Raw genomic sequence first — 24,265 nt, forward strand, 5'->3', positions numbered from 1 at the left:
GCCAGGACGGCACCTGTCGACGTCGAAAGGTCGGGAGGCGCGGGGTCAGGAGGCGCGGGTCGGCTGGGTCGCGCCGCGCGCGTCCGCCTCGGCCCGCGCCTCCTCGGCTTCTTCGTGCTCGCGCTCGAACGCGTCGCGCACGAGCCGGAACCAGAGGAAGACCGCGAAGCCGGCGAAGACGACCCATTCGATCGCGTAGAAGACGTTGAGCCAGTTGAACTGCACGTCGGACGCCGGAGGCGCGGAGTCGATCTCGCTCAACGTCGCGGGTGCGGAGTCGGAGACGACGTAGCCGCCGTAGACCTGGCCGTCGAAGCCGGGCCACTCGTTGATCAGGGCGGCCACGGACACGACGGTCTGCGCACCGCTCTCGAAGTCGCTCTCGGTCGGCGACTCGGACGGGAAGTAGCGGCCCTCGACCGTGACGGTCGAGGTCGCGGCCACGGACGGCTCGGCGGCCTCGGCACCCTCGCGGGTCGCGGACCAGCCGAGCCCCACGGGCAGCGAGGCGCCGTTGGCGTCGTCGACGAAACGGCCGATCAGCCAGTAGCCGGTCTCGCCACCGTTGACGCGGTCGCCGATGACGGCGAAGTCGTCCGGGTCGAACTCACCGGTGACGGACACGCGCTGGGCACCGAGCGAATCGGCGAAGGGCGTCTGCGGGGTCGCGACCGACGACAGCACCTTGCTGGTCTCGGTCTCGGGGTTGACGACCTGCACGCTCTCGACGCTGCGCTCGATCTGCCAGTGCCCGAGCCAGGCGAAGATCGCCGCCACGACGAGGGCGAGGCCGAGCAGGGCGATCCAGCGGGGTCGACGGGCGACGTGCCACATGGTCGCGGGCAGCGGTTCGCCGTCGACGCCGAGGAGGGCGGGGCGCTGCTCGGTCTGGGTCACGGAGGCGATCGTACCTCGCGTCGCCCACGAACCCGCTGGGACGACGGCGAGCGGTTCAGTACTCGGGGTCGCGTCGGCGCGTGGCCCGCTGGTCGCTCTGTTGGCCCGCCTGCTCGGCCCAGATGCGGGCCTCGTCGGCGTCCATCGCGTCGAGGTCGTCCAGGTCGTCGTCCGCGTCGGCATCGGCGTCGGCCCCGTGTCGCGTGGTGTCGACCCGGCCTGCGGCGGCCCGCGCGGCACCGGCCCGGACCCGCTCGGTCTCGCGCTCGTCGTCGTCCTCGGTGACCTCGGCCTGGTCGAGGTCGTCACCGGCGAGGGCGGCCTCCATCAGGGCGATCTCGTCACCGCTGCGCGCCTCGCGTTCGAGACGACGGGCCTCGGCCTCGGCACGCTCGGCCTTCTTGCGCGACCGCAACAGCACCGAGCCGATGCGCTCGCTGTTCGAGGCGAGGACCGGCCCGAGCACCGCCATGATCAGCACGTACAGACCGGCGAAGGGCTGCAACCGCTCGTCGAGACCCGCACCCGCGGACAAGGTCGCCAGGATCAACGCGAACTCGCCCCGGTTGACCAGGATGACCGTGGTGTTGATGCCCGCCTGCGGCCCCAGCTTGTTGAGCCACGCGACGAACTGCCCGGCACCCACGTTGAGCAGCACGGTCATGCCCACGGCGATGGCCACGGGGCCGAGCACGCTCGGGAACAGGGCCGGGTTGAGCCCGAGGCCGAAGTTCAGGAAGAAGAACGCCCCGAAGACGTCGCGCATGGGCAGGGCGAACTGCTCGACCCGGTTGCGGAACTTCGTGGCCCCGATGATCAGGCCGATGAGGAACGCGCCGATCGCGTCGGTCACCCCGAGCACCTCGCCGAGTCCGGCGAAGAGCACGGCCAGCCCGAAGAACAGCACGGTGAAGAGTTCGTCGTCACGTGTGCGCATGAGCCGGGAGACGACGCGACCACCCCATCGGGCCACGCCGAACATCACGACGAGGAACGCGAAGGCGATGCCGAGCTTCAGGATCACCGGCCCGGGGTCGGTCTCGCCGCTGAGCACGACGGACACGATCGCGAGATAGATGGCGATGAAGATGTCTTCGACGACCGTGACGCCGAGGATCATCGGCGTCTCGCGGTTCGCCAGGCGGTTCAACTCGATCAGCAGCTTGGTGACGATCGCACTCGAGGACGTCGCCGTCATGCCCGCGATGATCAGCGCCTCGCGCGTGCCCCACCCGAGCATGAAGCCGAAGATCAGCCCGACGCCCATGTTGATGGCGATGTAGCTGCCGCCCGAGACGATGAGCCGCCCCGCGTTCGAGAAGAATTCGTCTTGGTCGAACTCGAGGCCGAGGTTGAACAGCAACAGGATCAACCCGAAGATGGCGATCAACTCGATGTTGTCGGACTCGAAGCTGAGCGGGAACCACCCCGTGTTCGTGCTGGCGAGCAGGCCGACGATCATGTAGATCGGGATCGACGGCAGGCCGATCAGCTTGCCGGCACGGCCGAGCACGTACGCGATCAGCAGCAGGATGCCGAGGACGATCAGCTCTTCACCCAGGTGCATCGGCCTAGCCCCCGGGCGGGGCGTCGACCGGCGAGCGGTGCTTGAGCTCGCCCGTGCGGTAGAACGAGAACGCCTTGGCGACCTTCTCGGGTGAACCGGCCACGACGAGCGTGTCACCGGGGAACACCTTGAAGTCGCCCGACGGCGCCGGGTTGGCCGCGTCGCCCCGGACGACCGCCACGACGGTCAGGCCGACGACGCCCTTGGCGCCGAGGTCGCCGAGCGGCTGACCGGCGATGTGGTCGTCGTAGTCGACCGTGAACCAGTCGATGCTGAGGCCGGGGATCTGGTCGAGGGCCGAGAGCGACTCGGTGATGCGCGTGCCGCCCAGCAGTTCGGCGAGCGTGTGCGCCTCGTCCTCGCTGAGGCGCAGCGAGACCTTCTTGACGTGGTCGCCGTCGACGTCGTCGCTGAACGTGATGAGGTCGCTGTGACCCGAGCGGTGCGTGATGACACCGCACTTGCCGCCGTCGTCGGTGATGAAGGTGTGCAGCACACCCACGCCGGGGAGCTTGACTCGACGCACGTCAACCATGGTTCGTCTCCAGTGGACTCGGGGGCAGTCGTCTCAGCCTAGCGGCGGGTTCGGCCGCGGCAGCCGGGCTGCTCACGGTGGGGACAACCCGTCACCCTCCACAGGTGTTCCCGCGTCCGCGGACGGAGGAACCGCGGGAGGCGCGGTGCCCGACGAACGGGCACCGCGCCTCCTGCAGGTGGTCGCGCGAGCGACCGGGCATCAGCCCTGGCGGCCGCCCGGGCTGCCCGCCGAGGTGTCGTCGCCCGGCGTGCCCGCGGGCTCGGTGACCTCCTCGCCCGGCTTGGGCGCGCCTCCTTGGTCGGCACCGGCGACGACCATGTCGTCCTCGTCGAAGCCGAAGGTGATGTCGGGCGCCTCGAGGCGGACGCGGTCGGCCGACTCGTCGTCGGGCTCGAGCTGGCTCGCCCGCTCGGCCGCGACCCGCTTGAGGTAGTTCGCCACCTCGGCCTCGGCCTCGTCGTCGCTCCAGCCGAGCACGCCCGCCATCAGCTTGGCGGCGACGGGCGCGGCGGACTCACCCCGGTCCCACGCCTCGATCGAGATGCGGGTGCGGCGGGCGAGGACGTCCTCGAGGTGCAGGGCGCTCTCGTGGCTCGCGGCGTAGACGACCTCGGCGCGGATGTAGTCGTCTGCCCCGGGGAGGGGCTCGGCGAGCGAGGGGTCGTCGCGGATGAGGTCGAGGATCTCGTCCGTCGTGGTGCCGTACCGGTTGAGCAGGTGCTCGATGCGCACCTTGTGCACGCCGAACGCCTTCGCGATCTTGCCGCGCTTGTTCCACGCCGCGTGGTACCCCTCGGCGCCGATCAACGGGATCTCCATCGTGGTGCTCGACGGGATGCGGCCGTCGAGGGCCGCGACGGCCTCGTCGATGGCGTCCTCGGCCATGACCCGGTAGGTCGTCCACTTGCCGCCGGCCACGACGACGAGGCCCGGCACGGTGTGGGCGACGATGTGCTCGCGCGACAGCTTCGACGTCTGGTCGGACTCGCCCGCCAGCAGCGGACGCAGACCGGCGTAGACGCCCTCGACGTCGGCCCGGGTGAGCGGCACGGCCATGACCTTGTTGACGTGCTCGAGGATGTAGTCGATGTCGGCCGCCGTCGCCGCGGGGTGGGCCTTGTCGAGGTCCCAGTCAGTGTCGGTCGTGCCGACGAGCCAGTGACGGCCCCACGGGATGACGAACAGGACGCTCTTCTCGGTGCGGAAAATCATGCCCATGTCGGAGTGGATGCGGTCGCGCGGCACCACGAGGTGCACGCCCTTCGACGCCCGCACCTTGAACTGACCCCGCTCGCCGACCATGGCCTGCGTGTCGTCCGTCCAGACGCCGGTCGCGTTGACGACCTGCTTGGCGCGGATCTCGAAGTGCTCGCCGGTCTGGTAGTCGTGCGCCTTCACTCCGACGACCCGCTCGCCCACCTTGACGAAGCCCTCGACCCGGATGCGGCTCGCCGCGTGGGCGCCGTAGCTCGACGCGGTGCGCACCAGCGACGAGACGTACCGGGCGTCGTCGACCTGGGCGTCGTAGTAGGTGAGGCCGCCGACGACCGCGTCCTTGGACAGGCTCGGGATGGCCCGGAGCACCTGCGTCTTGGTGAGGTGACGGTGGTGGGGGACGCCGGGCGGGCGGCCACCGGTCCAGCTGAAGATGTCGTAGAGCGCCATGCCGGCACCGATGTAGAACCGCTCGTAGACCGGCTTGCTGAGCGGGTAGAGGAACCGCACGGGCTTCACCAGGTGCGGTGCCAGGCGCTGCAGCAGCAGGCCACGCTCGATCAGTGCCTCACGCACGAGACGGAAGTTCAGTTGCTCGAGGTAGCGGATGCCACCGTGCACGAGCTTCGACGAGCGACTCGACGTGCCGGAGCCCCAGTCACGGGCCTCGACGATGCCGACGCTCAACCCGCGGGTCACGGCGTCGAGCGCGGAACCCGCACCGACGATGCCACCCCCGATCACGAGGATGTCGAGTTCTTTCGTCTTCAACGCCTCGACGGCTGCGGCCCGTTCGTCGGGGCCGAGCTTCGTGGAGAGCGAAACGGACGCGGACTTGGCCATGCGAGCCTCCATCGTTGGATTCGGTCGGCCCGGTCTCTCGACCGGACCACCCCATCAAACGCTAGTGAGGCTGGTAGGGGGCCACAACCACCTCGACGCGCTGGAACTCCTTCAGGTCGCTGTAGCCGGTGGTCGCCATGGAACGACGCAGCGCGCCCATGATGTTCGACGTGCCGTCGACCGTCGTGGCAGGACCGTAGAGGATCTTCTCGAGCGAGCCGATCGTGCCCACGTGCATGCGTCGGCCGCGGGGCAGTTCGGGGTGGTGCGCCTCGGCGCCCCAGTGGTAGCCACCGCCGGGCACGTCGTCGGCGCGGGCCAGCGCGGCACCCAGCATGACGGCGTCCGCGCCGCAGGCGATCGCCTTGACCAGGTCGCCCGAGGTGCCCAGGCCCCCGTCGGCGATGACGTGCACGTAGCGGCCGCCCGACTCGTCGAGGTAGTCGCGGCGCGCGCCCGCCACGTCGGCCACGGCGCTCGCCATGGGAGCGTGGATGCCCAAGGAGGCGCGGGTCGTGCTGGCTGCGCCGCCCCCGAACCCGACGAGGACGCCGGCGGCACCGGTGCGCATCAGGTGCAGGGCGGCGGTGTAGGTCGAGGCGCCACCGACGATGACGGGGACGTCGAGCTCGTAGATGAACTTCTTGAGGTTCAGCGGCTCGCTGTTCTTCGCGACGTGCTCGGCGCTGACCGTCGTGCCCCGGATGACGAAGAGGTCGACGCCGGCGTCGACGACCGTCTGGTACAGGTCTTGGGTGCGCTGCGGGCTGAGGGCGCCTGCGACGGTGACCCCGGCGGCGCGGATCTCGGCGAGGCGGTCGCGGACGAGCTCGGGCTTGATCGGCTCGCTGTAGATCTCTTGCATGCGGGCGACCGAGTCGTCGTCGGAGAGCTCGCGGATCTCGGCCAGCACCTGCTCGGGGTCGTCGTAGCGCGTCCAGACGCCCTCGAGGTCGAGGACGCCGAGGCCGCCGAGCTGGCCGATGCGGATGGCCGTGGCCGGACTGACCACCGAGTCCATGGGAGCGGCGATGACCGGCGACTCGAACTGGAACGCGTCGATCGACCACCCGACCGAGACGTCGCGCGGGTCGCGCGTACGCCGGCTCGGAACGATGGCGATGTCGTCGAACGCGTACGCGCGGCGGGCTCGCTTGGAGACGCCGATCTCTACCTCAGTCACCGTGCCACCCTACCGGAGCCGGGGGTCGCGCCCCCGGCCCGGCGGCATCACCGGCGGTAGTTGGGGGCCTCGACGACCATCTGCAGGTCGTGCGGGTGGCTCTCCTTCAGGCCGGCGGCGGTGATCCGGACGAACTTGCCGTTCGCCTTGAGCTCGGCCACGGTGCGGCCCCCGACGTAGAACATCGACTGACGGAGACCACCGCTGAGCTGGTAGACGACGTTGTTGAGCGCGCCGCGGTAGGGCACCTGACCCTCGACGCCCTCGGGGATGAGCTTGTCGTCGCTCGGCACGTCGGCCTGGAAGTAGCGGTCCTTCGAGTACGACGTGTTCTTGCCGCGCGTCTGCATCGCACCCAGCGAGCCCATGCCGCGGTAGTTCTTGAACTGCTTGCCGTTGACGAAGACCAGGTCGCCCGGGCTCTCGTCGCAGCCGGCGAGCAGCGAACCGAGCATGACCGTGTCGGCGCCGGCCACCAGGGCCTTGGCGATGTCGCCCGAGTACTGCAGCCCGCCGTCGGCGATGACCGGGACCCCGGCCTCGCGAGCGGCGAGGGACGCCTCGTAGACGGCCGTGACCTGGGGCACGCCGACTCCCGCGACGACGCGGGTGGTGCAGATGGAACCCGGGCCCACGCCGACCTTGATGGCGTCGGCGCCGGCCTCGATCAGGGCCTGGGCGCCGCTGCGCGTGGCGACGTTGCCGCCGATGACGTCGATGTGCGCGAAGCTCGGGTCGGCCTTGATGCGACGGATCATGTCGAGCTCGCCCGAGCTCTCGCCGTTGGCGGTGTCGACCACGAGCACGTCGACCCCCGCGTCGCGCAGGGCGCTGGCGCGCTCCCACGCGTCGCCGAAGAAGCCGATCGCGGCGCCGACCCGCAGGCGGCCCTCGTCGTCCTTCGTGGCGTCGGGGTACTTCTCGCTCTTGTCGAAGTCCTTGACGGTGATGAGGCCGCGCAGGTGCCCGGCCTCGTCGACCAGGGGAAGCTTCTCGATCTTGTGCTGCGCGAAGATGGCGATCGCCGAGTCGGGGTCGACGCCCTCGGGCGCGGTGATCAGCGGCGCCTTCGTCATGACGTCGCGGACGAGCGTCGTCGACATCTCGAACGGCGAGACGAATCGCATGTCGCGGTTCGTGATGATGCCGACCAGCGTGCCGTCGGCCTCGACGACCGGCAGGCCCGAGACGCGGAACTGCCCGCAGAGCGCGTCGACCTCGGCCACCGTGGCGTCGGGCGTCGTCGTGACGGGGTTGGTGATCATGCCCGACTCGCTGCGCTTGACCTTGTCGACGTGCGCGGCCTGGTCGGCGATCGAGAGGTTGCGATGGATGATGCCGATGCCGCCCTGGCGCGCCATGGCGATGGCCATGCGCGACTCGGTCACGGTGTCCATCGCGGCCGAGAGCAGCGGCACCGCGACCCGGATGCGCTTGGTGAGCTGCGACGAGGTGTCGGTCTCGCTCGGGATGACGTCGGTGCGGCCCGGAAGCAGCATGACGTCGTCGTAGGTGAGTCCGATGAATCCGAACGGGTCCGGCTGGTCCATGAGTCCCCTTCGAAGGAGCGAGATGAGGGTGGGTGGGTTGGCACCGGATCGCCGTCGAGCCCGGTAGTCGATATTAACCCAGCCCGCGCCTCCTGCATTCCTCTCGGCGGCGCACCCGCCGCATCGCCGAGGAGGCGCGCGCGGCCCCCCGGGACGCAACGGAACGGCACCGTTACCGATCCGACACACGGAAGATTCGTGATTCTCGCTCGACATGGGGGATTCTGTACCGACTCCACTCCGTCGCGCACCTGAAACATGCTCGACACACAGCGGAGTTACTGTCAGCGACGACGACGCCCCGGGAGCAGAACGAGACCGCCCGAATCTCGACGGGGCGCTTCCCACCAGGAGGTTTTGTGAGACTCTCGACGACCATCGCGTCGCGGCCACGGCTGCGGCAGTCCCTGATCGTGACGGCCTCCGCCGTACTGCTCGGACTCCTGGCGACCTTCATGGGGGCCTTCGCCCCGACGGCCGCCCACGCCGCGGCCGCCGCCTGCACCACCGACGCGACGACCGGCTGCATCCAGGGAACGATCAACGACAGCGAGCGGGAGCCCGCCTCGGGCGTCGACGTGATCGCGACGAACGCGACCGGCGACGAGCAGACCGCGACCACCGACGACACCGGTCGGTGGAGCATCGCGGTGACCGAGGCCGGCAGCTACACCGTGACGGTCGACCAGGACACCCTGCCCGACGGCCAGTTCCTGGTGAACGCCGACAACGCCGAGCGCACCGTGACCGTGAACCTCGGCGCCACGGCGAGCGCCCTGTTCGCCCTCACCGCCGAGGAAGGCGCCACGAGCGGCGCCGCGACCGCGTCGAGCTTCAACTGGGACCGCTTCGCTCAGCAGTTCGCCTCGGGCATCCGGCTCGGCCTGCTGCTCGCCCTCGCCGCCATCGGCCTGTCGCTGATCTACGGCACGACGGGCCTCAGCAGCTTCTCGCACGGCGAGCAGGTGACCCTCGGCGGTCTGCTGGCCTACTCGTTCACCTCGATCGGGGTGCCGCTGATCCTGGCCGCGGTGCTCAGCACGGTGATCTGTGCGGCGACGGGCTACCTGCAGGACCTCGCGATCTGGAAACCCCTGCGGAAGCGCCGACTCAGCCTCACCCAGCTGATGATCGTGACCATCGGCCTCTCGATCGCCCTGCAGTACGCCTTCCAGTACTTCTACGGCGCCGGCACCGTGCGCATCGACCGCGACAACCCGACCACCGTCGACTTCCTCGGCGTGACCCTCACCGTCCAGTCGTACGTCGCCATGGCGATCTCGGTGGTCGTGCTGGTCGGCACGGGACTGTTCCTGCTGAAGACCCGCACCGGCCGCGCCACCCGCGCCGTGTCGGACAACCCGGCCCTCGCCGCGGCCTCGGGCATCGACGTCGACCGCATCATCCGCCTGGTCTGGACGCTGGCCGCCGGCCTGGCCGGCCTCTCGGGCGTCATGCTCGGCCTCGTGCTCAACGGCGTCAACTGGATGACCGGCCTGCAGATCCTGCTGCTGATCTTCGCCGCCGTCACCCTGGGCGGCCTCGGCACGGCCTTCGGGGCCCTGGTCGGTTCGCTGATCATCGGCATCATCGTCGAGCTGACCAACATCTGGCTGCCCGGCGACTTCAAGTACGCGACGGCGCTGCTGATCCTGATCCTGATCCTCGTGTTCAGACCACAGGGCATCTTCGGGCGAAAAGAACGAGTGGGCTAAGGGGACACGACCATGTACTTCATCGAACTCCTGCGGGCGCTGAGCGCCGAGGCCCTCGCGCCCACGACGGCCGCCTTCGCCATCGCGGCGATCGGCCTGAACATCCACTTCGGCTTCACCGGCCTGATCAACATGGGCCAGGCGGCGTTCCTGCTGCTCGGTGCCTACGGTTTCGCCATCTCGATCAGCAACGGCCTGCCCCTCGGGCTCGCCGTCATCATCGCCCTGCTCTGCTCGTTGGTCTTCGCGCTCATCCTCGGCGTGCCGACGCTGAAGCTGAGGGGCGACTACCTGGCCATCGTCACCATCTGTTCTGCCGAGATCATCCGGTACGTGGGACGGTCGAGCATCCTGACGACCACGACGGGTGGCTCGAACGGCATCCCCGGGGCCTCGTACCGCGAGGCCTTCACCGCCCTCTCGCCGCTGCCCGACGGCCAGACGACGATCCTGTGGTTCACCTACGAGAACAACGGCGTCAACGGCTGGTGGATCCGCATCGCCGGCTGGAGCATCGTCGCCCTCCTCAGCCTCCTGGTCTTCCTGCTCAGCCGCAGCCCGTGGGGCCGCGTGCTCAAGGGCATCCGTGAGGACGAGGACGCCGTGCGCAGCCTCGGCAAGAACGTCTACTCGTACAAGATGCAGGCGCTCGTGCTCGGCGCGCTGATGGGGTCGCTCGCCGGCATCATCTACGTGCTGCCCAGCTCGGTGCAGCCCGACAGCATGGGACGGTCGATGACCTTCTTCATCTGGACGGCCCTGCTGCTCGGTGGTGCCGCCACCGTCTTCGGCCCGGTGCTCGGAGCGATCCTGTTCTTCGTCACCCGCCTGCTGGTGCGCACCCTCGCCGGCGACTTCATCCCGTCGAGCATCATGAACGGCCAGCAGGCCGAGCAGTTCTCGTACATCCTCGTCGGCATCGCTCTCATGCTGCTGATCATCTTCAGGCCACAGGGCATCCTCGGAAAGAAGAAGGAGTTGGCGTTCAGTGTCTGACACCTCGAGCACCACCAACGGACCGGCCCCGAGCGGCAGCACGCTGCCCCGACGCGAGGGCTACGACTACGACCGCAGCGTCCTGCGTTCGAAGCTCACCACCGTCGAGCGGACCCCCGGGTCGGCCAAGCCCGACCCGATCCTCACGGTCGACAACGTCGTCCGACGCTTCGGCGGCATGACCGCCGTCGACGTCGGCCACGTCGAGGTGCAGCGCGGTGCCATCACGGCGCTGATCGGCCCCAACGGCGCCGGCAAGACGACCTTCTTCAACCTGCTGACCGGCTTCGACAAGGCCTCGTCCGCCCCCACGGCGTTCAAGCGCAGCGGCCCGGGCGTCGCGAAATGGGTGTTCGAGGGCAAGGCCATGGGCAACGTCGGCGCCGCCAAGGTCGCCCGCTCGGGCATGGTGCGCACGTTCCAGCTCACCAAGGCGCTCTCGCGGCTCACGGTGATGCAGAACATGCTGCTGGGCGCGAAGGACCAGCCCGGGGAGAACTTCTTCGTCGCGATCGTCGCGCCGCTCTGGCGCAAGCGCGAGCGCGAGATCGAGGCCAAGGCCGAGGACCTCCTCGCCCGGTTCAAGCTGCTCGAGAAGAAGGACGACTTCGCCGGCAGCCTCTCGGGCGGCCAGCGCAAGCTGCTCGAGATGGCCCGTGCCCTGATGAGCGACCCGGCCATGATCATGCTCGACGAGCCGATGGCCGGCGTGAACCCGGCGCTGACGCAGTCGCTGCTGGGGCACATCCAGAGCCTGCGCGACGACGGCACCACGGTGCTCTTCGTCGAGCACGACATGCACATGGTCCGCCACATCTCGGACTGGGTGATCGTCATGGCCGAGGGTCGCATCGTGGCCGAGGGCCCGGCCGACACGGTCATGGACGACCAGGCCGTCATCGACGCCTACCTGGGCGCGCACCACGACACCGACCTGGGCGACGACTCGCTGCTCGACGACGCCACGCTCGAACAACTCGAAGAAGAGGTGGCACGCGAGGACGCGGCCCGCGCGGCCGAGGCGACCAGCGCCTCCTCGTCGACGGGCGGCGTCGCCGGACGCGACCTGCCCGGCCACCCCGACCCCTCGACCCCGCAGGCCACGAACGCGGCCGACGACCAGCTGTCCGACGGACGGCAGAGCGGAGACAAGCGATGAGCACGGCACAGGACGGCGCGGGCGCCACCACCGCGGCCAAGCACCCGGGCACCGAGAAGTTCGGGGGCGTCGAGCCGGTGATGAACGCCACGGACCTCGTCGCGGGCTACCTGCCCGGCGTCAACATCCTCAACGGGTGCGACCTCGTCTGCTACCCGGGCGAACTGATCGGCATCATCGGCCCGAACGGCGCCGGCAAGTCCACGCTGCTCAAGGCGCTCTTCGGCCAGGTCAAGATCCACTCGGGATCGGTCACGCTCGGCGGCACCGACATCACGAACCTCAAGGCCAACAAGCTGGTCGAGGCGGGCGTCGGCTTCGTCCCGCAGACCAACAACGTGTTCCCCTCGCTCACCATCGAGGAGAACCTGCAGATGGGCATGTTCCTGCGGCCCAAGAAGTTCACCGAACGCCTCGAGGTCATCTACGACCTGTTCCCGGTGCTCGCCGACCGTCGCGGCCAGCGTGCCGGCTCGCTCTCGGGCGGTGAACGGCAGTCCGTCGCCATGGCCAGGGCCCTGATGATGGACCCGAAGGTGCTGCTGCTCGACGAGCCGTCCGCCGGCCTGTCGCCCGTGCGCCAGGACGAGACGTTCATCCGCACCCGCCGCATCAACAAGGCCGGCGTCTCGGTGATCATGGTCGAACAGAACGCCCGCCGCTGCCTGCAGATCTGCGACCGCGGCTACGTCCTCGACCAGGGCCGCAACGCCTACTCGGGCACCGGCCGCGAGCTGGCCGACGACCCCAAGGTCATCGAGCTCTACCTCGGCACCCTGGCGAAGGACGTCGACGCGTCCTGACGCCCCCGGTGGTGCCCTGAGGCCCCGATCACGCCCCGGCGTGGTCGGGGCCTCGTGCGTGCGTCCGGCGCCGGGGGCCGGGCGCCGGCGTCGGGCGCCGGCGTCGGGCGCCGGCGTCGGGCGCTGGCGTCGGGGACGCGGGTGCTGCGCGCCGCGTTTCGTGCAGTGCACCCGGTCTCGACGCGGTGCGGTGCACGAGACGCGGTGCGGAGGGAGTGCGACGCACGCCCGGTGGGGCCAGGGGACGAGGAGGCGCGGCCCCGGAGGGCGCGGACGTCGCGACCGTCCTGCGCCCCGCCTCCGCGCCTCCCTGGCACGCAGAAGGGCCTTGGCGCCGGGACGTGCCGTCGTGCACACCGCGTTTCGTGCAGCGCACCCGGTCTCGACGCGGTGCGGTGCACGAAACGCGGTGTGACGAGGTGTGGGGCGGACAGGTGCGCGGCCGGGGCCGAGACCCGACACGGCGCCCCTCGGCACGCCGAAGGGCCCGGCACGATGACTCGTGCCGGGCCCCGGGTGGTGCGAGGTGCCGTTATTCGACCTTGCCCTCGATGCCGGTCTGGTAGACGGGCTTGTTGTCGTCGTCGAACGTGTAGACGCCGATCGAGGCGGACGACGGGTCGTTGTTGTCGTTGAACGCTCCGATGCCCGACGGGCCGGTGTAGTGGATGTCGTCACCGGCGTCGAGCGCGGTCTTGCAGTCCGCGTACGTCGTGCACTCGGTGCCGCCGTCGGCGCCGGAGACCGCGGCCATGTTGGCCTGGATCGTCCCGGCGTCGGTGCCGCCACCGGCCTGTGCCGCGAGAGCGGTCAGGATGACGGCGTCGTACGACTCGGCCGCGTACGAGAAGTCGGCCAGGTCGCCGCCCTCGCTCGCCTTGTAGCCGGCCACGAGCTTCGACTTGAAGTCGGCGCTCGCGTCGGCACCGGGGATCGTGCCCTTGGCACCCGCGAGGGTGCCGGGCTCGAAGTCGGCGCTGTAGTCGGCCGTGTTGCCGTCGGACATGTAGACCTTGCTCATGTCCCAGCCCTGGCTCTTCAGCTCGGGCACGATCGACTTGGTCTCGTCGAAAGCCAGGATGACGATCGCGTCGGGCTCAGCGGCGATGGCCGCCGACACCTCGGACGAGAAGGTGGTCTGACCGGGAGGGAACTCTTCGCCCTTGCCGGTGCCGCCGTAGACGACGGTGCCGCCCGAGCTCTCGATCGACTTCTGCGTCGAGTCGCGCAGACCCGTGCCGTAGGTGTCGTTGAAGACGAGGAACGCGACGTTGGCGTTGCCGTCGGCCGTGATCTGCTGGCCGAGCGCCGAGCCCTGCACCGAGTCCGGCGGAGCGGTGCGGTAGTAGTAGGACGAGTAGCCGCTGAGCGAGCTCGCCGTGTTGGCGGGCGAGATCTCGATGATGCAGTTGCTGGTGAGCTGGTCGACCACGTTGAGCGTGACGCTCGACGACTCGGCACCGAGCACGACGGGTACCTTCGCGTCGATCAGCTGCGTCGCGGCGTTGCTCGACACGGTCATGTCGTTGCTGTCGCCCGAGTCGGTGCTGGTCGAGATCTCGGCCGGCTGGTCGAGCACGCCGCCGGCGGCGTTGATGTCGCTGATGGCCAGGTTGGCGCCCGCGATGGCGGGCGGGCCGAGGTAGGCCAGGGTTCCGGTCAGCGGCAGCATGGTGCCGATCGCGAAGGGATCGGTGCTGGGCGTACCGACCTCGCACTTGGCGGCGGGATCGGCCTTGGCCGACGACGACGACGAGGCGTCGTCAGAGGGAGATGCCGTCGAACAGGCAGCGAGCAGCACGGAGGCTGCGCCGGCGAGAGCCAGTGCTCGGAGGGCGGTGCTGGATCGGATCATCCGTGGAACCCTTTCGTGGACAGCGGCAGTGCAGCCCGACCGGTGGCGGTCGAACCTGCCGCGATTGGTCCGAAACTAGGGGTCGAATGTTTCTGGCGTGTGTTCTCGACGTCAAAGTGACGTTTCGTTAGCCATTCGTGACTTTGCGAGGGATGGTCGCTTCTAGGCGGTCGGGGCCACGGCGAGGGGCCGGCGTGATCGTCGCCCCGCACGGACCATGTCGACGGTCAGCACGATCGATGCGACCCAGACGATGGCGAAGCCGACCCACCGCGCGGTCGACATGTGCTCGCCGAGCACGACGACCCCCACGACGAACTGCAGCACGGGAGCGACGTACTGGGTCAACCCCACGGTCGTCAGGGGCAATCGACGCGTCGCCGAAGCGAAGAGCAACAGGGGCACGGCCGTGATCACGCCCGTGCCGATCGTGGCGAGGGTGTGCCCGACGCTCACGGTGCCGAGCACGACGCCGCCGCCGAGGCCCGTCACGTGCAGCACGATCAGGGTGACGGCTGCGAAGGGGGCGATCCAGAGCGTCTCGAGCGTGAGCCCGCCGACCGCGTCGACCCGACCGCCGACCTGCTTCTTGACCAGGCCGTAGAGCCCGAACGAGAACGCGAGGACGAGCGAGATGAACGGCGGCCGGCCCGCCCCGACGGCGATCACGAGGACGGCGACGGCGCTCAGCCCGACGGCCACCCACTGGGTCGTGCGGAGACGCTCGCGCAGCACGACCACGCCGAGCAGGACGGTGACGATCGGGTTGAAGAAGTACCCGAGCGCCGCCTCGACCACGTGCCCGCTGAGCGTCGCCGAGATGAAGACCGTCCAGTTGACGACGATGAACGCGCCGGCCACCCCCATGGTGGCCACCAGGCGCGGCTGTCGCAGCAGGGCCAGGAACGAGCGCAGCGCCCCCGTCACGACGAGCAGCACCGCGCAGAAGACGAGCGAGAAGAGCACCCGCCAGGCGACGATCTCGAACGGGCCGGCCGGGGCCAGCAGCAGGAAGTACACCGGCAGGACGCCCCAGAGCCCGTAGGCCCCCAGGGCGTAGGCGAGGCCCGCCCCGCCGGCCCCGTCGACGCCGAGCCCCGAGGTCGGGGCGGAGGGGGACGAGGAGGCGCGGGTCGAGGTCACCAGGCGACTCTAGGTGGCTGCGCCCGCCGCCGGAACGGCCACTCCTGCCACCGTGGATCGATCGACGGACGACGACGCCTGGGGACGGGCCCTCGTCGGCCGACACGGTGCCGACACGGCGAAGGCCCCTGCCGGAGCAGGGGCCTTCGGGACGGCGACCGGGGTCGCGGAGCACGGCCGGAGCCGTGCCGGGGTGCTAGCGGACGATGACCGCCAGGACGTCGCGGGCCGAGAGCACGAGGAGGTCTTCTCCGCCGTACTTCACCTCGGTTCCGCCGTACTTGCTGTAGATGACCTTGTCGCCGGTGGCGACGTCGAGCGGCACGCGGTTGCCGTTGTCGTCGATGCGGCCCGGGCCGACCGCCACCACTTCACCCTCTTGGGGCTTCTCCTTGGCGGTGTCGGGGATCACGAGACCCGAAGCAGTGGTCTGCTCGGCTTCGACCTGACGAATGACGATGCGATCTTCGAGCGGCTTGATGCTGACCGACACGGGTGACCTCTTCTTTCTCGGTGCTACGAAAACATGGGGGCTGGCACTTGCCGGGGGCGAGTGCCAGAACAACTGTAGGACGAGACTGGCACTCGGTCAATCCGAGTGCCAACGCGTCTGCCCGCGTGCGTCACACTGGACGACATGGATTCCTCCGAGCTGCTCGAAGTCCTCTCGCCCGAGGGGCTGCGGCTGCTCGACTCGCTGCCGGCGGGCGGCGCCTCCGGTGACGACGTCGTCGGCACGGTGGCCGCGTTGCGCAAGCAAGGCCATTCCCCCGCCCTCGTGTCGGCGGTGCTCACGCAGGCCCGGCTCCGCGGCCGGGCCGTGGCCAAGTTCGGCGAGTTCGCGAGCCGCATGCTGTTCACCGAGGCGGGCCTCGAACAGGCCACGCGCCTCCCGGTCGCCGCCCGCCACGCCGGACGCTACGCCGCGGCGGGGATCGGCAGCGTCGCCGACCTGGGCTGCGGCATCGGGGGCGACGCCCTGGCCTTCGCCGCACTCGACCTCGACGTGCTCGCCGTCGACCGCGACGAGGTGACCGCGGCCGTCGCCTCGTACAACCTCGCGCCGTGGCCGTCGTCACGGGTCGAGCAGGGGGACGCCGCCACGACCGACCTCGCAGGCGTCGAGGGGGTCTTCCTCGACCCGGCGCGACGGACGTCCGGCCACACCGCCACCAAGCGCCTCGCCGATCCGGCCGACTGGTCCCCCGGCCTCGACGTCGCCTTCGGCTTCGCCGACCGCCTGCCCACCGGGGTCAAGCTCGGTCCGGGCGTCGACCGCGAGCTGCTGCCGACGGACGCCGAATGCCAGTGGATCTCGGTCGACCGCGACGTGGTCGAGGTGGGCGTGTGGTTCGGGCCGCTCGCGCGGCCGGGAGTGGGCCGGTCCGCCCTGGTGATCGGCGCCTCCGGGGCGTCGGAGTTGACGGCCGCCGCCGACTCGGACGACGTCGACCCGGGCGACCTCGGCGAGTACCTCTACGAACCCGACGGCGCCGTGATCCGGGCACGCCTCATCGGCGACCTGGCCCGCTCGATCGACGCCCGGATGATCAGTCGCGACATCGCCTGGTTGACGACGGAGGCGCGGGTCGACACCCCCTTCGCGCAGGGATTCCGCGTGCTCGAGACGTTCCCGCTCGACGAGCGGACGCTGAAGCGCGAGCTGCGGGCCCGGGGCATCGGGCGTCTCGAGATCAAGAAGCGCGGAGTCGACGTCGACCCCGCGACGTTCCGCAAGCGACTCTCGTTGCAGGGGACCGGGTCGGCGACCCTCGTCCTCACCCGGGTCGCGGGGCGGCACACCGCCCTGCTCTGCGAGCGCCTGGTCTGACGCCGGGCGGGACGCGAGAGCGGCGGGTCTCGCTGCTGCCGGCCCCCGCCGTCGCGCCCTCGTGGTGACGCACGAGTGGGCAGAAGACGCTTCTCGCCCCTGCGGCGACGCCTCCTGCCCACTCGTGCCCCACCGGGGTGGAGCCGGACTCAGTACCCGCCGTAGTAGTCGGAACCCGACGAGAAGCCGGCGATGAAGAGGCCGAAGGCGATCCAGCCGATCACGATGAGCACGACGCCGGCGTAGCCGACGATGAGCCCGGTGAGCCAGAACCCCCTCGCGGGACGCTCACGCGACATGCCCAGGTGCCCGAGCACGATGCCCGCGATGGACGCCACGATCGAGAGCCCGAAGGTGACGGGCGCGAGCACGAGACCGGCGATCGAGCCGATCATCGCCAGGAGGCTGAGGAGGCGCGGGGGCTGTGCGGCGCCGGCCGAGGCGTACGGCGGGTAGGGCGAGCCGTAGGCCTGCTGGCCGTACGCTCCGCCGGGCTGGCCCTGCTGGCCGTACGCTCCGCCGGGCTGGCCCTGCTGGCCGTAGGGCTGCTGACCGTACTGTCCGACGGGCTGACCCTGCTGGCCGAACGACTGCTGACCGTACGGCGCACCGGACTGCCCGGACGGCTGCTGCCCCTGGGGCTGTTCGCCGTAGCCCTGGGGCTGTTGGCCGAAGCCCTGAGGCTGGCCGTACCCCGGCTGCTGGCCCTGAGGCTGGCCTTGGCCCGAGGGCTGCCCCTGTGGCTGCCCGTAGCCAGGCCGCTGCCCCTGAGACTGCTGGCCGTACCCCGGCTGCTGGCCGTACCCGGGCTGCTGCCCGTAGCCCTGCGGCCGGTTCTGCGCCTGCTGCCCGTAGCCCTGCTGCCCGTACCCCGCCGGCGGCTGTGCACCCGGCTGGCCGTAGGGCGGCCGGGGCGGCTGAGGAGCACCCGGCGGGACCTGACCCGGACGGGACTGCGGCGCCGGGGCGCCCTGGGGTGCCCCGTACGGCGCCGACCCCGTCGGCGGCACGCCGGCCCCGGCGTAGGGCGACGACGCGGGCGGCTGGGACGACGGCTGCTGGGACGCGGCTCCCGGGAAGGCGGTGGGAGGCAGCGGCGGTGAGGCGGTGGCCCCGTCGCCACCCTCGGTCGGGCGCGTCGGGGGCGCGGTGGGTGCCGCGGGCGGCGTCGGAGCCGAGGGCGCGGTCGGCGCCGAGGACGGCTTCTCGGGGGTGGTGTCGTCGGTGGCCATCAGCTGCCTTTCGCGAGCGGTGCGTCGGTCGTGCCATCGGGGCGGCCGGTCACACCCGTGACGGTCGCGTCCCGGGACACGAAAGGGCCCGCACCGTCCGGTGCGGACCCCGTCATGCTAGCGAGGCCGCCGATGAGCGGCCCCTGGGAGGCGTCGCCCATGGGGGCGCGCCCGCGGCCTCAGGAGTTGTAGCTGCCGTCGTAGAGGTCGGGGTTGCTGGCGATCGCACCGAAGACGACGAAGAGCAGGATGATCGTCAGGATCGTCAGCGCCACGACGACGTAGCCGAGGATGAGCCCCGTCAGGGCCATCCCCCGGCCCTCTTCGCCCCGCTTCTTGATCTGGCTCAACGCCATGTGGCCGGTCACGATGGCACCGATGGCCGTGATCGAGGTCACGAAGCCCGCGATGCCGAGGATCATCGACACGAGGGCGAGGGTGTTGCGCTGACCGGGACGAGCGCCGTTCTGCCCCTGGTAAGAGGGCTGACCACCGGAGGGCTGCCCCGGGTAGGCCGGCTGCTGGCCCTGGTAGGGATTCTGCGGAGAGGGCTGGCCGTGGGGGGCGGGGTTCTGGTCGGTCATCGGAGACGTCCTTCTGCTGAGGGTCGGCCGGTGACGGCCGCGGTCGGTCGAGCGCCCATGCTATCGGCGGCCCATGACCGGCGACCGGGGGCCGGTCGCCCGGGCCCCGCAGCGGGGTTCAGACGGCCTGGACCGTCGTCACGGGCAGCGTCGAGTCGGCCCCGAAGTCGAGAGGCGAGGGCGCCCGACCCCGCGACACGAGCTCGGCACCGAGTGCCGCGATCATGGCGCCGTTGTCGGTGCAGAGCGAGAGGGGCGGCACGCGCAGCTCGACCCCCGCCGCCGCACAGCGTTCGGCCGCGAGCTCGCGCACGCGGGCGTTGGCGACGACTCCCCCGCCGAGCAGCAGGCGGGGGACGCCCCGGTCGGCGCAGGCCGCGAGGGCCTTGGTGAGCAGGACGTCGGCGACGGCCTCGCGGAAGCTGGCGGCGACGTCGGCGACGGGCACCGCGCCTCCTTCGCTGCGACGCTGTTCGACCCACCGGGCGACGGCCGTCTTCAGCCCCGAGAACGAGAAGTCGTACCGGTGCTTCGCGAGGTCCTTCGGGAGGGTCAGCCCGCGCGGGAAGCGGACGGCCCTCGGATCGCCGCCTTCGGCGACGCGGTCGATCTGCGGCCCGCCGGGGTAGGGCAGGCCGAGCAGGCGGGCCACCTTGTCGAACGCTTCACCCGCGGCGTCGTCGATCGTCTCGCCGAGCAGTTCGACGTCGTCGACGAGGTCGCGCACGTGCAACAACGAGGTGTGACCGCCCGAGACGAGCAGCGCGATGGTCGGCAACTCGAGCTCGCTGCCGTCGGCGCGGAGCACGTCCGCCCCGACGTGGCCGACGAGGTGGTTCACGGCGTAGAGGGGCTTGCCCGTCGCCAGGGCGAGGGCCTTGGCGGCACCGACGCCGACCATGAGCGCCCCGGCGAGCCCGGGTCCGCTCGTCACGGCGATCGCGTCGAGCTCGGCCGTCGTCACGCCGGCCTCGGCGAGCGCTGCGGCGAGGGCGGGCTCGAGCGCCTCGAGGTGTGCGCGCGCGGCGACCTCGGGCACGACGCCGCCGTAGCGGGCGTGCTCGTCCATCGACGACGAGATGACGTTGGCGAGGAGGGTGCGGCCGCGGACGATGCCGATGCCGGTCTCGTCGCAGCTGGTCTCGATGCCGAGCACGAGCGGCTCGCGGACGGCGGGCTCGGTGGCCGCCTGCTCGGCGGCGGCCGGCTCGGCGACGGCGGACGAGGAGGCGCGGGTGGCGGTCACGGGCGGACGTCCTGTTCGTCGAGGGGCACGTCGTCGATCGGCTCGAGGGGGCCTGCGGTGGTCTCGGTGACGGCCGGCGGGACGCGCAGTCGCATGACGACCGCGTCGACCCCGTCGGGCATGTAGTACCGGGCGCGGACGGCGATCCGCTCGAAGCCGAGCGTCTCGTAGAGGTGCTGCGCCCCGGGGTTGTCGGCCCGCACCTCGAGGAACACCTCGCGCACCCCGCCGTGACGTGCCTCGGTGAGCAGCTGGGTCAGCATCGCCCGTCCGAGCCCACGCCCCTGGTGCTCGGCGAGGACGGCGATGGTCTGGATGTCGGCCTCGGGAGCCCCCTTCAGCGCCAGCATGCCCGCGTAACCGATGACGGTGGTGTCGTCGCCCTCGGCCGTGGCGACCAGGTAGCGACCGCCGGGGGCGGTGAGCTCGTGCGTCATGCTCGCCCGCGACCAGGCGTCGGTGAGGAACGTCGACGTCTCGATGGCCATGATGCCGTCGAGGTCGTCGAGGGTGGCCGTGCGCAGCAGCACGCTCACTGCGTGACCGGCTTCGGGCCGGCCGACGGGGTGACGTCGGGTTCGCGCAGGTACAGCGGCTCGGCGGCGGCGAAGGCGCGGCCGTGCTCGAAGAGCCGCTCGGCGAGCATTCCCAGCGCGGCCGCCGAGACCGTCGTCACGTCGGGGTCGGTGCGCGGCCAGGACGAGGAGGCGCCGGTCGCCTCGTCGAGGTCGGCCGGCCTCACGAGGGCGGGGCCGGCCACCAGCACGGGCAGGCCGTCGTCGTCGAGCCCCGACCACGAGCTGTGTGCCACCTCGCGGCGACGGGCGTCCGTGACGACGACGAGCGGCGAGTCGACGGACCCGCCGGCGGTGCCGACGGAACGGCCCGCCGCCGCCGAGAGCCGTTCGAACGCGACGGCGTCGTGGCTGCCGACCGAGAGGCACGGCACCCCCGCACCGAAGGCGAAGGCCCGGGCGGCGGCGATGCCGACGCGCAGGCCGGTGAAGGGGCCCGGGCCCCGACCGGCCACCACGGCCGAGAGCTCGGACGGGGTCACGCCGGCCTCGCGCAGGGCGTCGTCGATCAGACGGCCGATCACCTCGGCGTGTCGCCGGGTGTCGGCGACCGTGTGCTCGGCGAGGACGCCGCCGTCGCGGTCGACGACGGCGACGGACGAGCCGGCGGAGGTGTCGATGGCCAGGATCACGGGGTCAATCGTAGGCGGTGTCGACGAGGCGACCCGCGCCTCCTCGACCGGTCGCCCGATCGACCCCGGACCGGACGCGACGACGCCCGGCACCACGAGGTGCCGGGCGTCGTCGGTCGATCAGAAGGCGCCGATGCGGCGGGCGGTCCCGGGTTGCCCGAGGAGCGCCGCGACGTCCGCCGGCAGGGTGGACACGATGCCGAGCGACGAGGCGAGCAGGCTGCCCATGCCGCCGAGGTCGAGCACCCCGGACGTCTCGACGTTGCGCCACGACCCGTTCTTGGCCGACAGGGCGGCGACCGAGTCGAGACGGGTCACGGTCTTGTTGTCCCCGGCCCCCCAGCCGACGAGCGTCGCCTGCGCCGTGGTGCGTCGCTGGTTGAAGGCGTTGCCCGTCACCGTGATGCCCATGGAGTCGGCCGACCGGTTCGTCTTGCCGTCGAGGACGAAGATCTGGTACGAACCACCACTGCCGAAGGCGTTGTTGGCGATGGTGATCTTGCCCGTGACCCAGGTCACCGTCGGGTCGGGCAACGGACGGCGACGGTCCTGGCCGGTGGAGGCCGTGGCCTGCCGACGTTCGTCCTGCGTGACCTTGATGCCGAACTGGCTGAAGCCGCCGATCGAGTTGTTGTAGACGCGGACGTCGTCGGTGTTGAAGATCTGCAGTCCGGCCTTGCCGCCCGTGATGGTGTTGCCGGCGACGACGGCCTTGCTCGAGAGCTCGAGCTGGATGCCCGTCCACTCGTTGCCCTCGGCCGTGTTGCCGATGACCTTGCTGTCGTAGACGGACTCGTCGAGCCAGAGACCCGAGCTGTAGTTGCGGCTGATGTCGTTGTTCGACACGGTGACGCCGCGTGATCGCGTGATCTTGATGCCGCCCGAGACCGGCGCCTCCTTGAAGCGCTGCCAGTTGTTCTGACGGATCACCGAGTCGGTGATGCTCAGGTCGTACGAGGCGTTGGTGCCGATGCCGAGCAGGCCGCTGCGCTCGACCGTCAGCTTCGACAGGGTGCCACCGTTGTTCTCGAGGTTGATGCCGATCATGGCGTTGTCCTGGATCACGAGGTTCTCGGCCGTCGCCCCGGTGTTGCCCAGGCGGATGGCGCCTCGCTCGGCGTAGGGGGTCGCGTATCCCCGGACGCCGAAGCCACGAACCGTCGTGTCGGGCGACTGCACCCAGATCGCCTGGGGCTTGTTGCTGATGCGGATCGAGTGACCGGCCGGGTCGCTGCCGATCAGCATGCGGCCGGAGCCCGGGTCGGCCGCGAAGGTGCCCGGGACGAGACGGTCGGGCGTCACCTGGGTGAGCTGCACCCCGTCGAGGAAGACCTGGTCGGGACGCGCGGCGAGCGGGAAGGACGGCGACACGAAGCGGGGGTTGTCCGCCACGTTGTCCATGACCGACGACGGGAACGCCGACCACGGGGTGCTCCACCCCGAACCCGACCGCGACCACGACGTGACCGGGACGGAGCCGTCGAGCCAGACGGCCTCGCGGGGGTAGGACTGGATCGTGACCTTCTTCTGGAAGGGCACGACGACGCTCTCGTTGTAGGTGCCGGCACGGAGGACGATCGTCGCCCCGGACTTCGCCTTGGCGACGGCTGCCGCGAGGGTGCGCAGCGGCGCCGCCTGCGTTCCGGCCGCGCCGTCGTCGCCGGACGGCGACACGACGATCGCGCCCGAGGGAACGGGGTAGGAGGCCGAGCCGACGGGGAGCGAACCCCGCGAGCCGGCGGGAGCGACCTCGGGCGCGGGTGCCGGAGCAGGCGCAGGAGCAGGTGCAGGAGCAGGTGCAGGCGTGGGCGTGGGCGTCGGCGTCGGCGTCGGCGTCGGCGTGGGCGTGGGCGTGGGCGCCGGCGTGGCGTCCGACGGGCTGCCGATGACGACGAGGTCGTCGAACGACGTGCTCGAGCGGGCCGTGTTGCCGGCGCTGGCGTACTGCCAGAGGCCCACGGACCCGCCCTGCGAGACGCGGTCCGCCGCGGAGTCCGAGACGGCGAGCTGCCAACCCGGCTCGGCGGAACCGTCGACCCAGGCCTTGCCCTTGAGGGCGACGGCGGTCGTGCCCTCGGCCCGGAACGAGACGGCCAGGGTCGAACCCGGAGTCACGCTGGCGGGAAGGGCGACGCGGCCGAGCAGGGTCTCGCCGGACTTCTTCACCTTGGTCACCGCGAGGGCCACCTTGCCCGAGCTGCCCGACTCCAGTCGGCCTCGGTAGGCGGAGCCGTCACCCTGGCGACGGAGCTCCCAGCCCTGGTAGAAGCCGGCCTTGGTCTTCGGCAGGGAGACCGTGCCCTCGACCTCGACGTCCTTGACCGACACGCTCGCGAGGGTCGCCGTCGCGCTCGAACCGGGAGCGAGGTTCGAGATGGTGGAGGTGCCGGACCCGACCGTGAAGGACGCCTTCGACGGACCGGACCAGGTCGACCAGGCCCCTCCCTTGTCGGCGGACCCCCAACCGGTGGTCGACGTGCGCGCCGACGAGTCGGTGGCGACCGTGGTCGGGGCCGCGGAGGCGCTGGCGACCGGGACGAGGACCCCGGCCACGACGGCGAGGGCCGTGGCCAGGGCACCCACGGCGGTGCGGACGCGGACGGGCGGAGAGAGGCGGTGCTCGGGGGCGCTGGGCATCGTCACTGCTTTCATCAAGGGAAGGTGTGGGCGATCCCGCGACATGCCTCGGGGACGGAGGCTC

The 24,265-nt window shown here is 70.9% G+C and carries 20 protein-coding genes; 5 read left to right on the plus strand and 15 right to left on the minus strand.

Going from position 1 to position 24,265, the window contains the following annotated elements:
- Positions 1-45 precede the first annotated feature (45 nt).
- The 6 genes from HQQ78_RS11460 to guaB all read right to left on the minus strand — a co-directional run bounded on the left by HQQ78_RS11460 (position 46) and on the right by guaB (position 7,793).
- Entirely contained in the window at positions 46-897 is an 852-nt protein-coding gene (locus HQQ78_RS11460; protein ID WP_173153370.1) for an SURF1 family cytochrome oxidase biogenesis protein, read from the minus strand.
- A gap of 55 nt (positions 898-952) precedes the next feature.
- On the minus strand, positions 953-2,464 hold the full coding sequence (locus tag HQQ78_RS11465; RefSeq protein WP_173153373.1) for a cation:proton antiporter: 1,512 nt from the start codon (positions 2,462-2,464) through the stop codon (positions 953-955).
- A 4-nt stretch (positions 2,465-2,468) separates the two neighbouring features.
- Positions 2,469-2,999 (minus strand): cation:proton antiporter regulatory subunit, encoded by a 531-nt coding sequence (locus tag HQQ78_RS11470; protein ID WP_043595745.1) that lies wholly within the window; start codon positions 2,997-2,999, stop codon positions 2,469-2,471.
- Positions 3,000-3,200: 201 nt separating this feature from the next.
- Positions 3,201-5,060 carry a glycerol-3-phosphate dehydrogenase/oxidase gene (locus HQQ78_RS11475; protein ID WP_082460137.1) on the minus strand — a complete coding sequence of 620 codons (1,860 nt, stop codon included), beginning with the start codon at positions 5,058-5,060 and terminating at the stop codon, positions 3,201-3,203.
- A gap of 61 nt (positions 5,061-5,121) precedes the next feature.
- Positions 5,122-6,243, minus strand: a complete 1,122-nt coding sequence (locus HQQ78_RS11480; RefSeq protein WP_056043439.1) for a GuaB3 family IMP dehydrogenase-related protein — start codon at positions 6,241-6,243, stop codon at positions 5,122-5,124.
- 47 nt (positions 6,244-6,290) lie between these two features.
- Complete coding sequence (guaB, locus tag HQQ78_RS11485; RefSeq protein ID WP_173153376.1) at positions 6,291-7,793, minus strand: IMP dehydrogenase; 1,503 nt, start codon at positions 7,791-7,793, stop codon at positions 6,291-6,293.
- A 359-nt stretch (positions 7,794-8,152) separates the two neighbouring features.
- Between guaB and HQQ78_RS11490 the strand changes: the two genes are divergently transcribed.
- The 4 genes from HQQ78_RS11490 (at position 8,153) to HQQ78_RS11505 (ending at position 12,466) form a co-directional block, all read left to right on the plus strand.
- The gene (locus HQQ78_RS11490; RefSeq protein WP_233568456.1) at positions 8,153-9,508 is read left to right on the plus strand and encodes a branched-chain amino acid ABC transporter permease; all 1,356 of its coding nucleotides are present in this window, start codon (positions 8,153-8,155) and stop codon (positions 9,506-9,508) included.
- A 12-nt stretch (positions 9,509-9,520) separates the two neighbouring features.
- Positions 9,521-10,504 (plus strand): branched-chain amino acid ABC transporter permease, encoded by a 984-nt coding sequence (locus HQQ78_RS11495; protein WP_056043448.1) that lies wholly within the window; start codon positions 9,521-9,523, stop codon positions 10,502-10,504.
- Between the two features lie 43 nt (positions 10,505-10,547).
- Positions 10,548-11,663: an ABC transporter ATP-binding protein gene (locus tag HQQ78_RS11500; protein WP_123571475.1), complete on the plus strand. Its 1,116-nt coding sequence runs from the start codon at positions 10,548-10,550 to the stop codon at positions 11,661-11,663.
- 80 nt (positions 11,664-11,743) lie between these two features.
- The gene (locus tag HQQ78_RS11505; protein WP_173154847.1) at positions 11,744-12,466 is read left to right on the plus strand and encodes an ABC transporter ATP-binding protein; all 723 of its coding nucleotides are present in this window, start codon (positions 11,744-11,746) and stop codon (positions 12,464-12,466) included.
- Positions 12,467-12,998: 532 nt separating this feature from the next.
- On the opposite strand, the gene HQQ78_RS11510 is transcribed toward HQQ78_RS11505, so the two are convergent.
- The 3 genes from HQQ78_RS11510 to groES form a co-directional block, all read right to left on the minus strand.
- Positions 12,999-14,321 carry an ABC transporter substrate-binding protein gene (locus HQQ78_RS11510; RefSeq protein WP_056043452.1) on the minus strand — a complete coding sequence of 441 codons (1,323 nt, stop codon included), beginning with the start codon at positions 14,319-14,321 and terminating at the stop codon, positions 12,999-13,001.
- A 162-nt stretch (positions 14,322-14,483) separates the two neighbouring features.
- Positions 14,484-15,464: an EamA family transporter RarD gene (rarD, locus tag HQQ78_RS11515; RefSeq protein WP_173153382.1), complete on the minus strand. Its 981-nt coding sequence runs from the start codon at positions 15,462-15,464 to the stop codon at positions 14,484-14,486.
- 196 nt (positions 15,465-15,660) lie between these two features.
- The gene (gene groES / locus HQQ78_RS11520; RefSeq protein ID WP_043595988.1) at positions 15,661-15,957 is read right to left on the minus strand and encodes a co-chaperone GroES; all 297 of its coding nucleotides are present in this window, start codon (positions 15,955-15,957) and stop codon (positions 15,661-15,663) included.
- 144 nt (positions 15,958-16,101) lie between these two features.
- Between groES and HQQ78_RS11525 the strand changes: the two genes are divergently transcribed.
- Positions 16,102-17,295: a class I SAM-dependent methyltransferase gene (locus HQQ78_RS11525; protein WP_173153385.1), complete on the plus strand. Its 1,194-nt coding sequence runs from the start codon at positions 16,102-16,104 to the stop codon at positions 17,293-17,295.
- 149 nt (positions 17,296-17,444) lie between these two features.
- Here HQQ78_RS11525 and HQQ78_RS15935 read toward each other — a convergent pair whose 3' ends face one another.
- From HQQ78_RS15935 to HQQ78_RS11555, 6 genes are all read right to left on the minus strand, one after another.
- Entirely contained in the window at positions 17,445-18,527 is a 1,083-nt protein-coding gene (locus HQQ78_RS15935) for a DUF4190 domain-containing protein (protein ID WP_254065148.1), read from the minus strand.
- Between the two features lie 179 nt (positions 18,528-18,706).
- Positions 18,707-19,111, minus strand: a complete 405-nt coding sequence (locus tag HQQ78_RS11535; protein WP_123571267.1) for a DUF4190 domain-containing protein — start codon at positions 19,109-19,111, stop codon at positions 18,707-18,709.
- A 118-nt stretch (positions 19,112-19,229) separates the two neighbouring features.
- Positions 19,230-20,267, minus strand: a complete 1,038-nt coding sequence (tsaD, locus tag HQQ78_RS11540; protein ID WP_173154850.1) for a tRNA (adenosine(37)-N6)-threonylcarbamoyltransferase complex transferase subunit TsaD — start codon at positions 20,265-20,267, stop codon at positions 19,230-19,232.
- An 86-nt stretch (positions 20,268-20,353) separates the two neighbouring features.
- Positions 20,354-20,887: a ribosomal protein S18-alanine N-acetyltransferase gene (rimI, locus tag HQQ78_RS11545; protein ID WP_173153387.1), complete on the minus strand. Its 534-nt coding sequence runs from the start codon at positions 20,885-20,887 to the stop codon at positions 20,354-20,356.
- 2 nt (positions 20,888-20,889) lie between these two features.
- Positions 20,890-21,564, minus strand: coding sequence for a tRNA (adenosine(37)-N6)-threonylcarbamoyltransferase complex dimerization subunit type 1 TsaB (tsaB, locus tag HQQ78_RS11550; protein WP_173153389.1), 675 nt, complete (start codon positions 21,562-21,564; stop codon positions 20,890-20,892).
- A gap of 120 nt (positions 21,565-21,684) precedes the next feature.
- Positions 21,685-24,201, minus strand: coding sequence for a nitrous oxide reductase family maturation protein NosD (locus tag HQQ78_RS11555; RefSeq protein ID WP_173153391.1), 2,517 nt, complete (start codon positions 24,199-24,201; stop codon positions 21,685-21,687).
- Between the last annotated feature and the right edge of the window lie 64 nt (positions 24,202-24,265).

The sequence above is a fragment of the Frigoribacterium sp. VKM Ac-2859 genome, from assembly GCF_013204925.1.
Taxonomy (GTDB): domain Bacteria; phylum Actinomycetota; class Actinomycetes; order Actinomycetales; family Microbacteriaceae; genus Frigoribacterium.

Coding starts and splice junctions, on each gene's coding strand:
- HQQ78_RS11475 (WP_082460137.1), bottom strand. CDS start 5,060: ATGGCCAAGTCCGCGTCCGTTTCGCTCTCCACGAAGCTCGGCCCCGAC.
- HQQ78_RS11555 (WP_173153391.1), bottom strand. CDS start 24,201: ATGCCCAGCGCCCCCGAGCACCGCCTCTCTCCGCCCGTCCGCGTCCGC.
- HQQ78_RS11535 (WP_123571267.1), bottom strand. CDS start 19,111: ATGACCGACCAGAACCCCGCCCCCCACGGCCAGCCCTCTCCGCAGAAT.
- HQQ78_RS15935 (WP_254065148.1), bottom strand. CDS start 18,527: ATGGCCACCGACGACACCACCCCCGAGAAGCCGTCCTCGGCGCCGACC.
- HQQ78_RS11505 (WP_173154847.1), top strand. CDS start 11,744: ATGAACGCCACGGACCTCGTCGCGGGCTACCTGCCCGGCGTCAACATC.
- HQQ78_RS11465 (WP_173153373.1), bottom strand. CDS start 2,464: ATGCACCTGGGTGAAGAGCTGATCGTCCTCGGCATCCTGCTGCTGATC.
- HQQ78_RS11510 (WP_056043452.1), bottom strand. CDS start 14,321: ATGATCCGATCCAGCACCGCCCTCCGAGCACTGGCTCTCGCCGGCGCA.
- HQQ78_RS11525 (WP_173153385.1), top strand. CDS start 16,102: ATGGATTCCTCCGAGCTGCTCGAAGTCCTCTCGCCCGAGGGGCTGCGG.
- HQQ78_RS11470 (WP_043595745.1), bottom strand. CDS start 2,999: ATGGTTGACGTGCGTCGAGTCAAGCTCCCCGGCGTGGGTGTGCTGCAC.
- guaB (WP_173153376.1), bottom strand. CDS start 7,793: ATGGACCAGCCGGACCCGTTCGGATTCATCGGACTCACCTACGACGAC.
- HQQ78_RS11495 (WP_056043448.1), top strand. CDS start 9,521: ATGTACTTCATCGAACTCCTGCGGGCGCTGAGCGCCGAGGCCCTCGCG.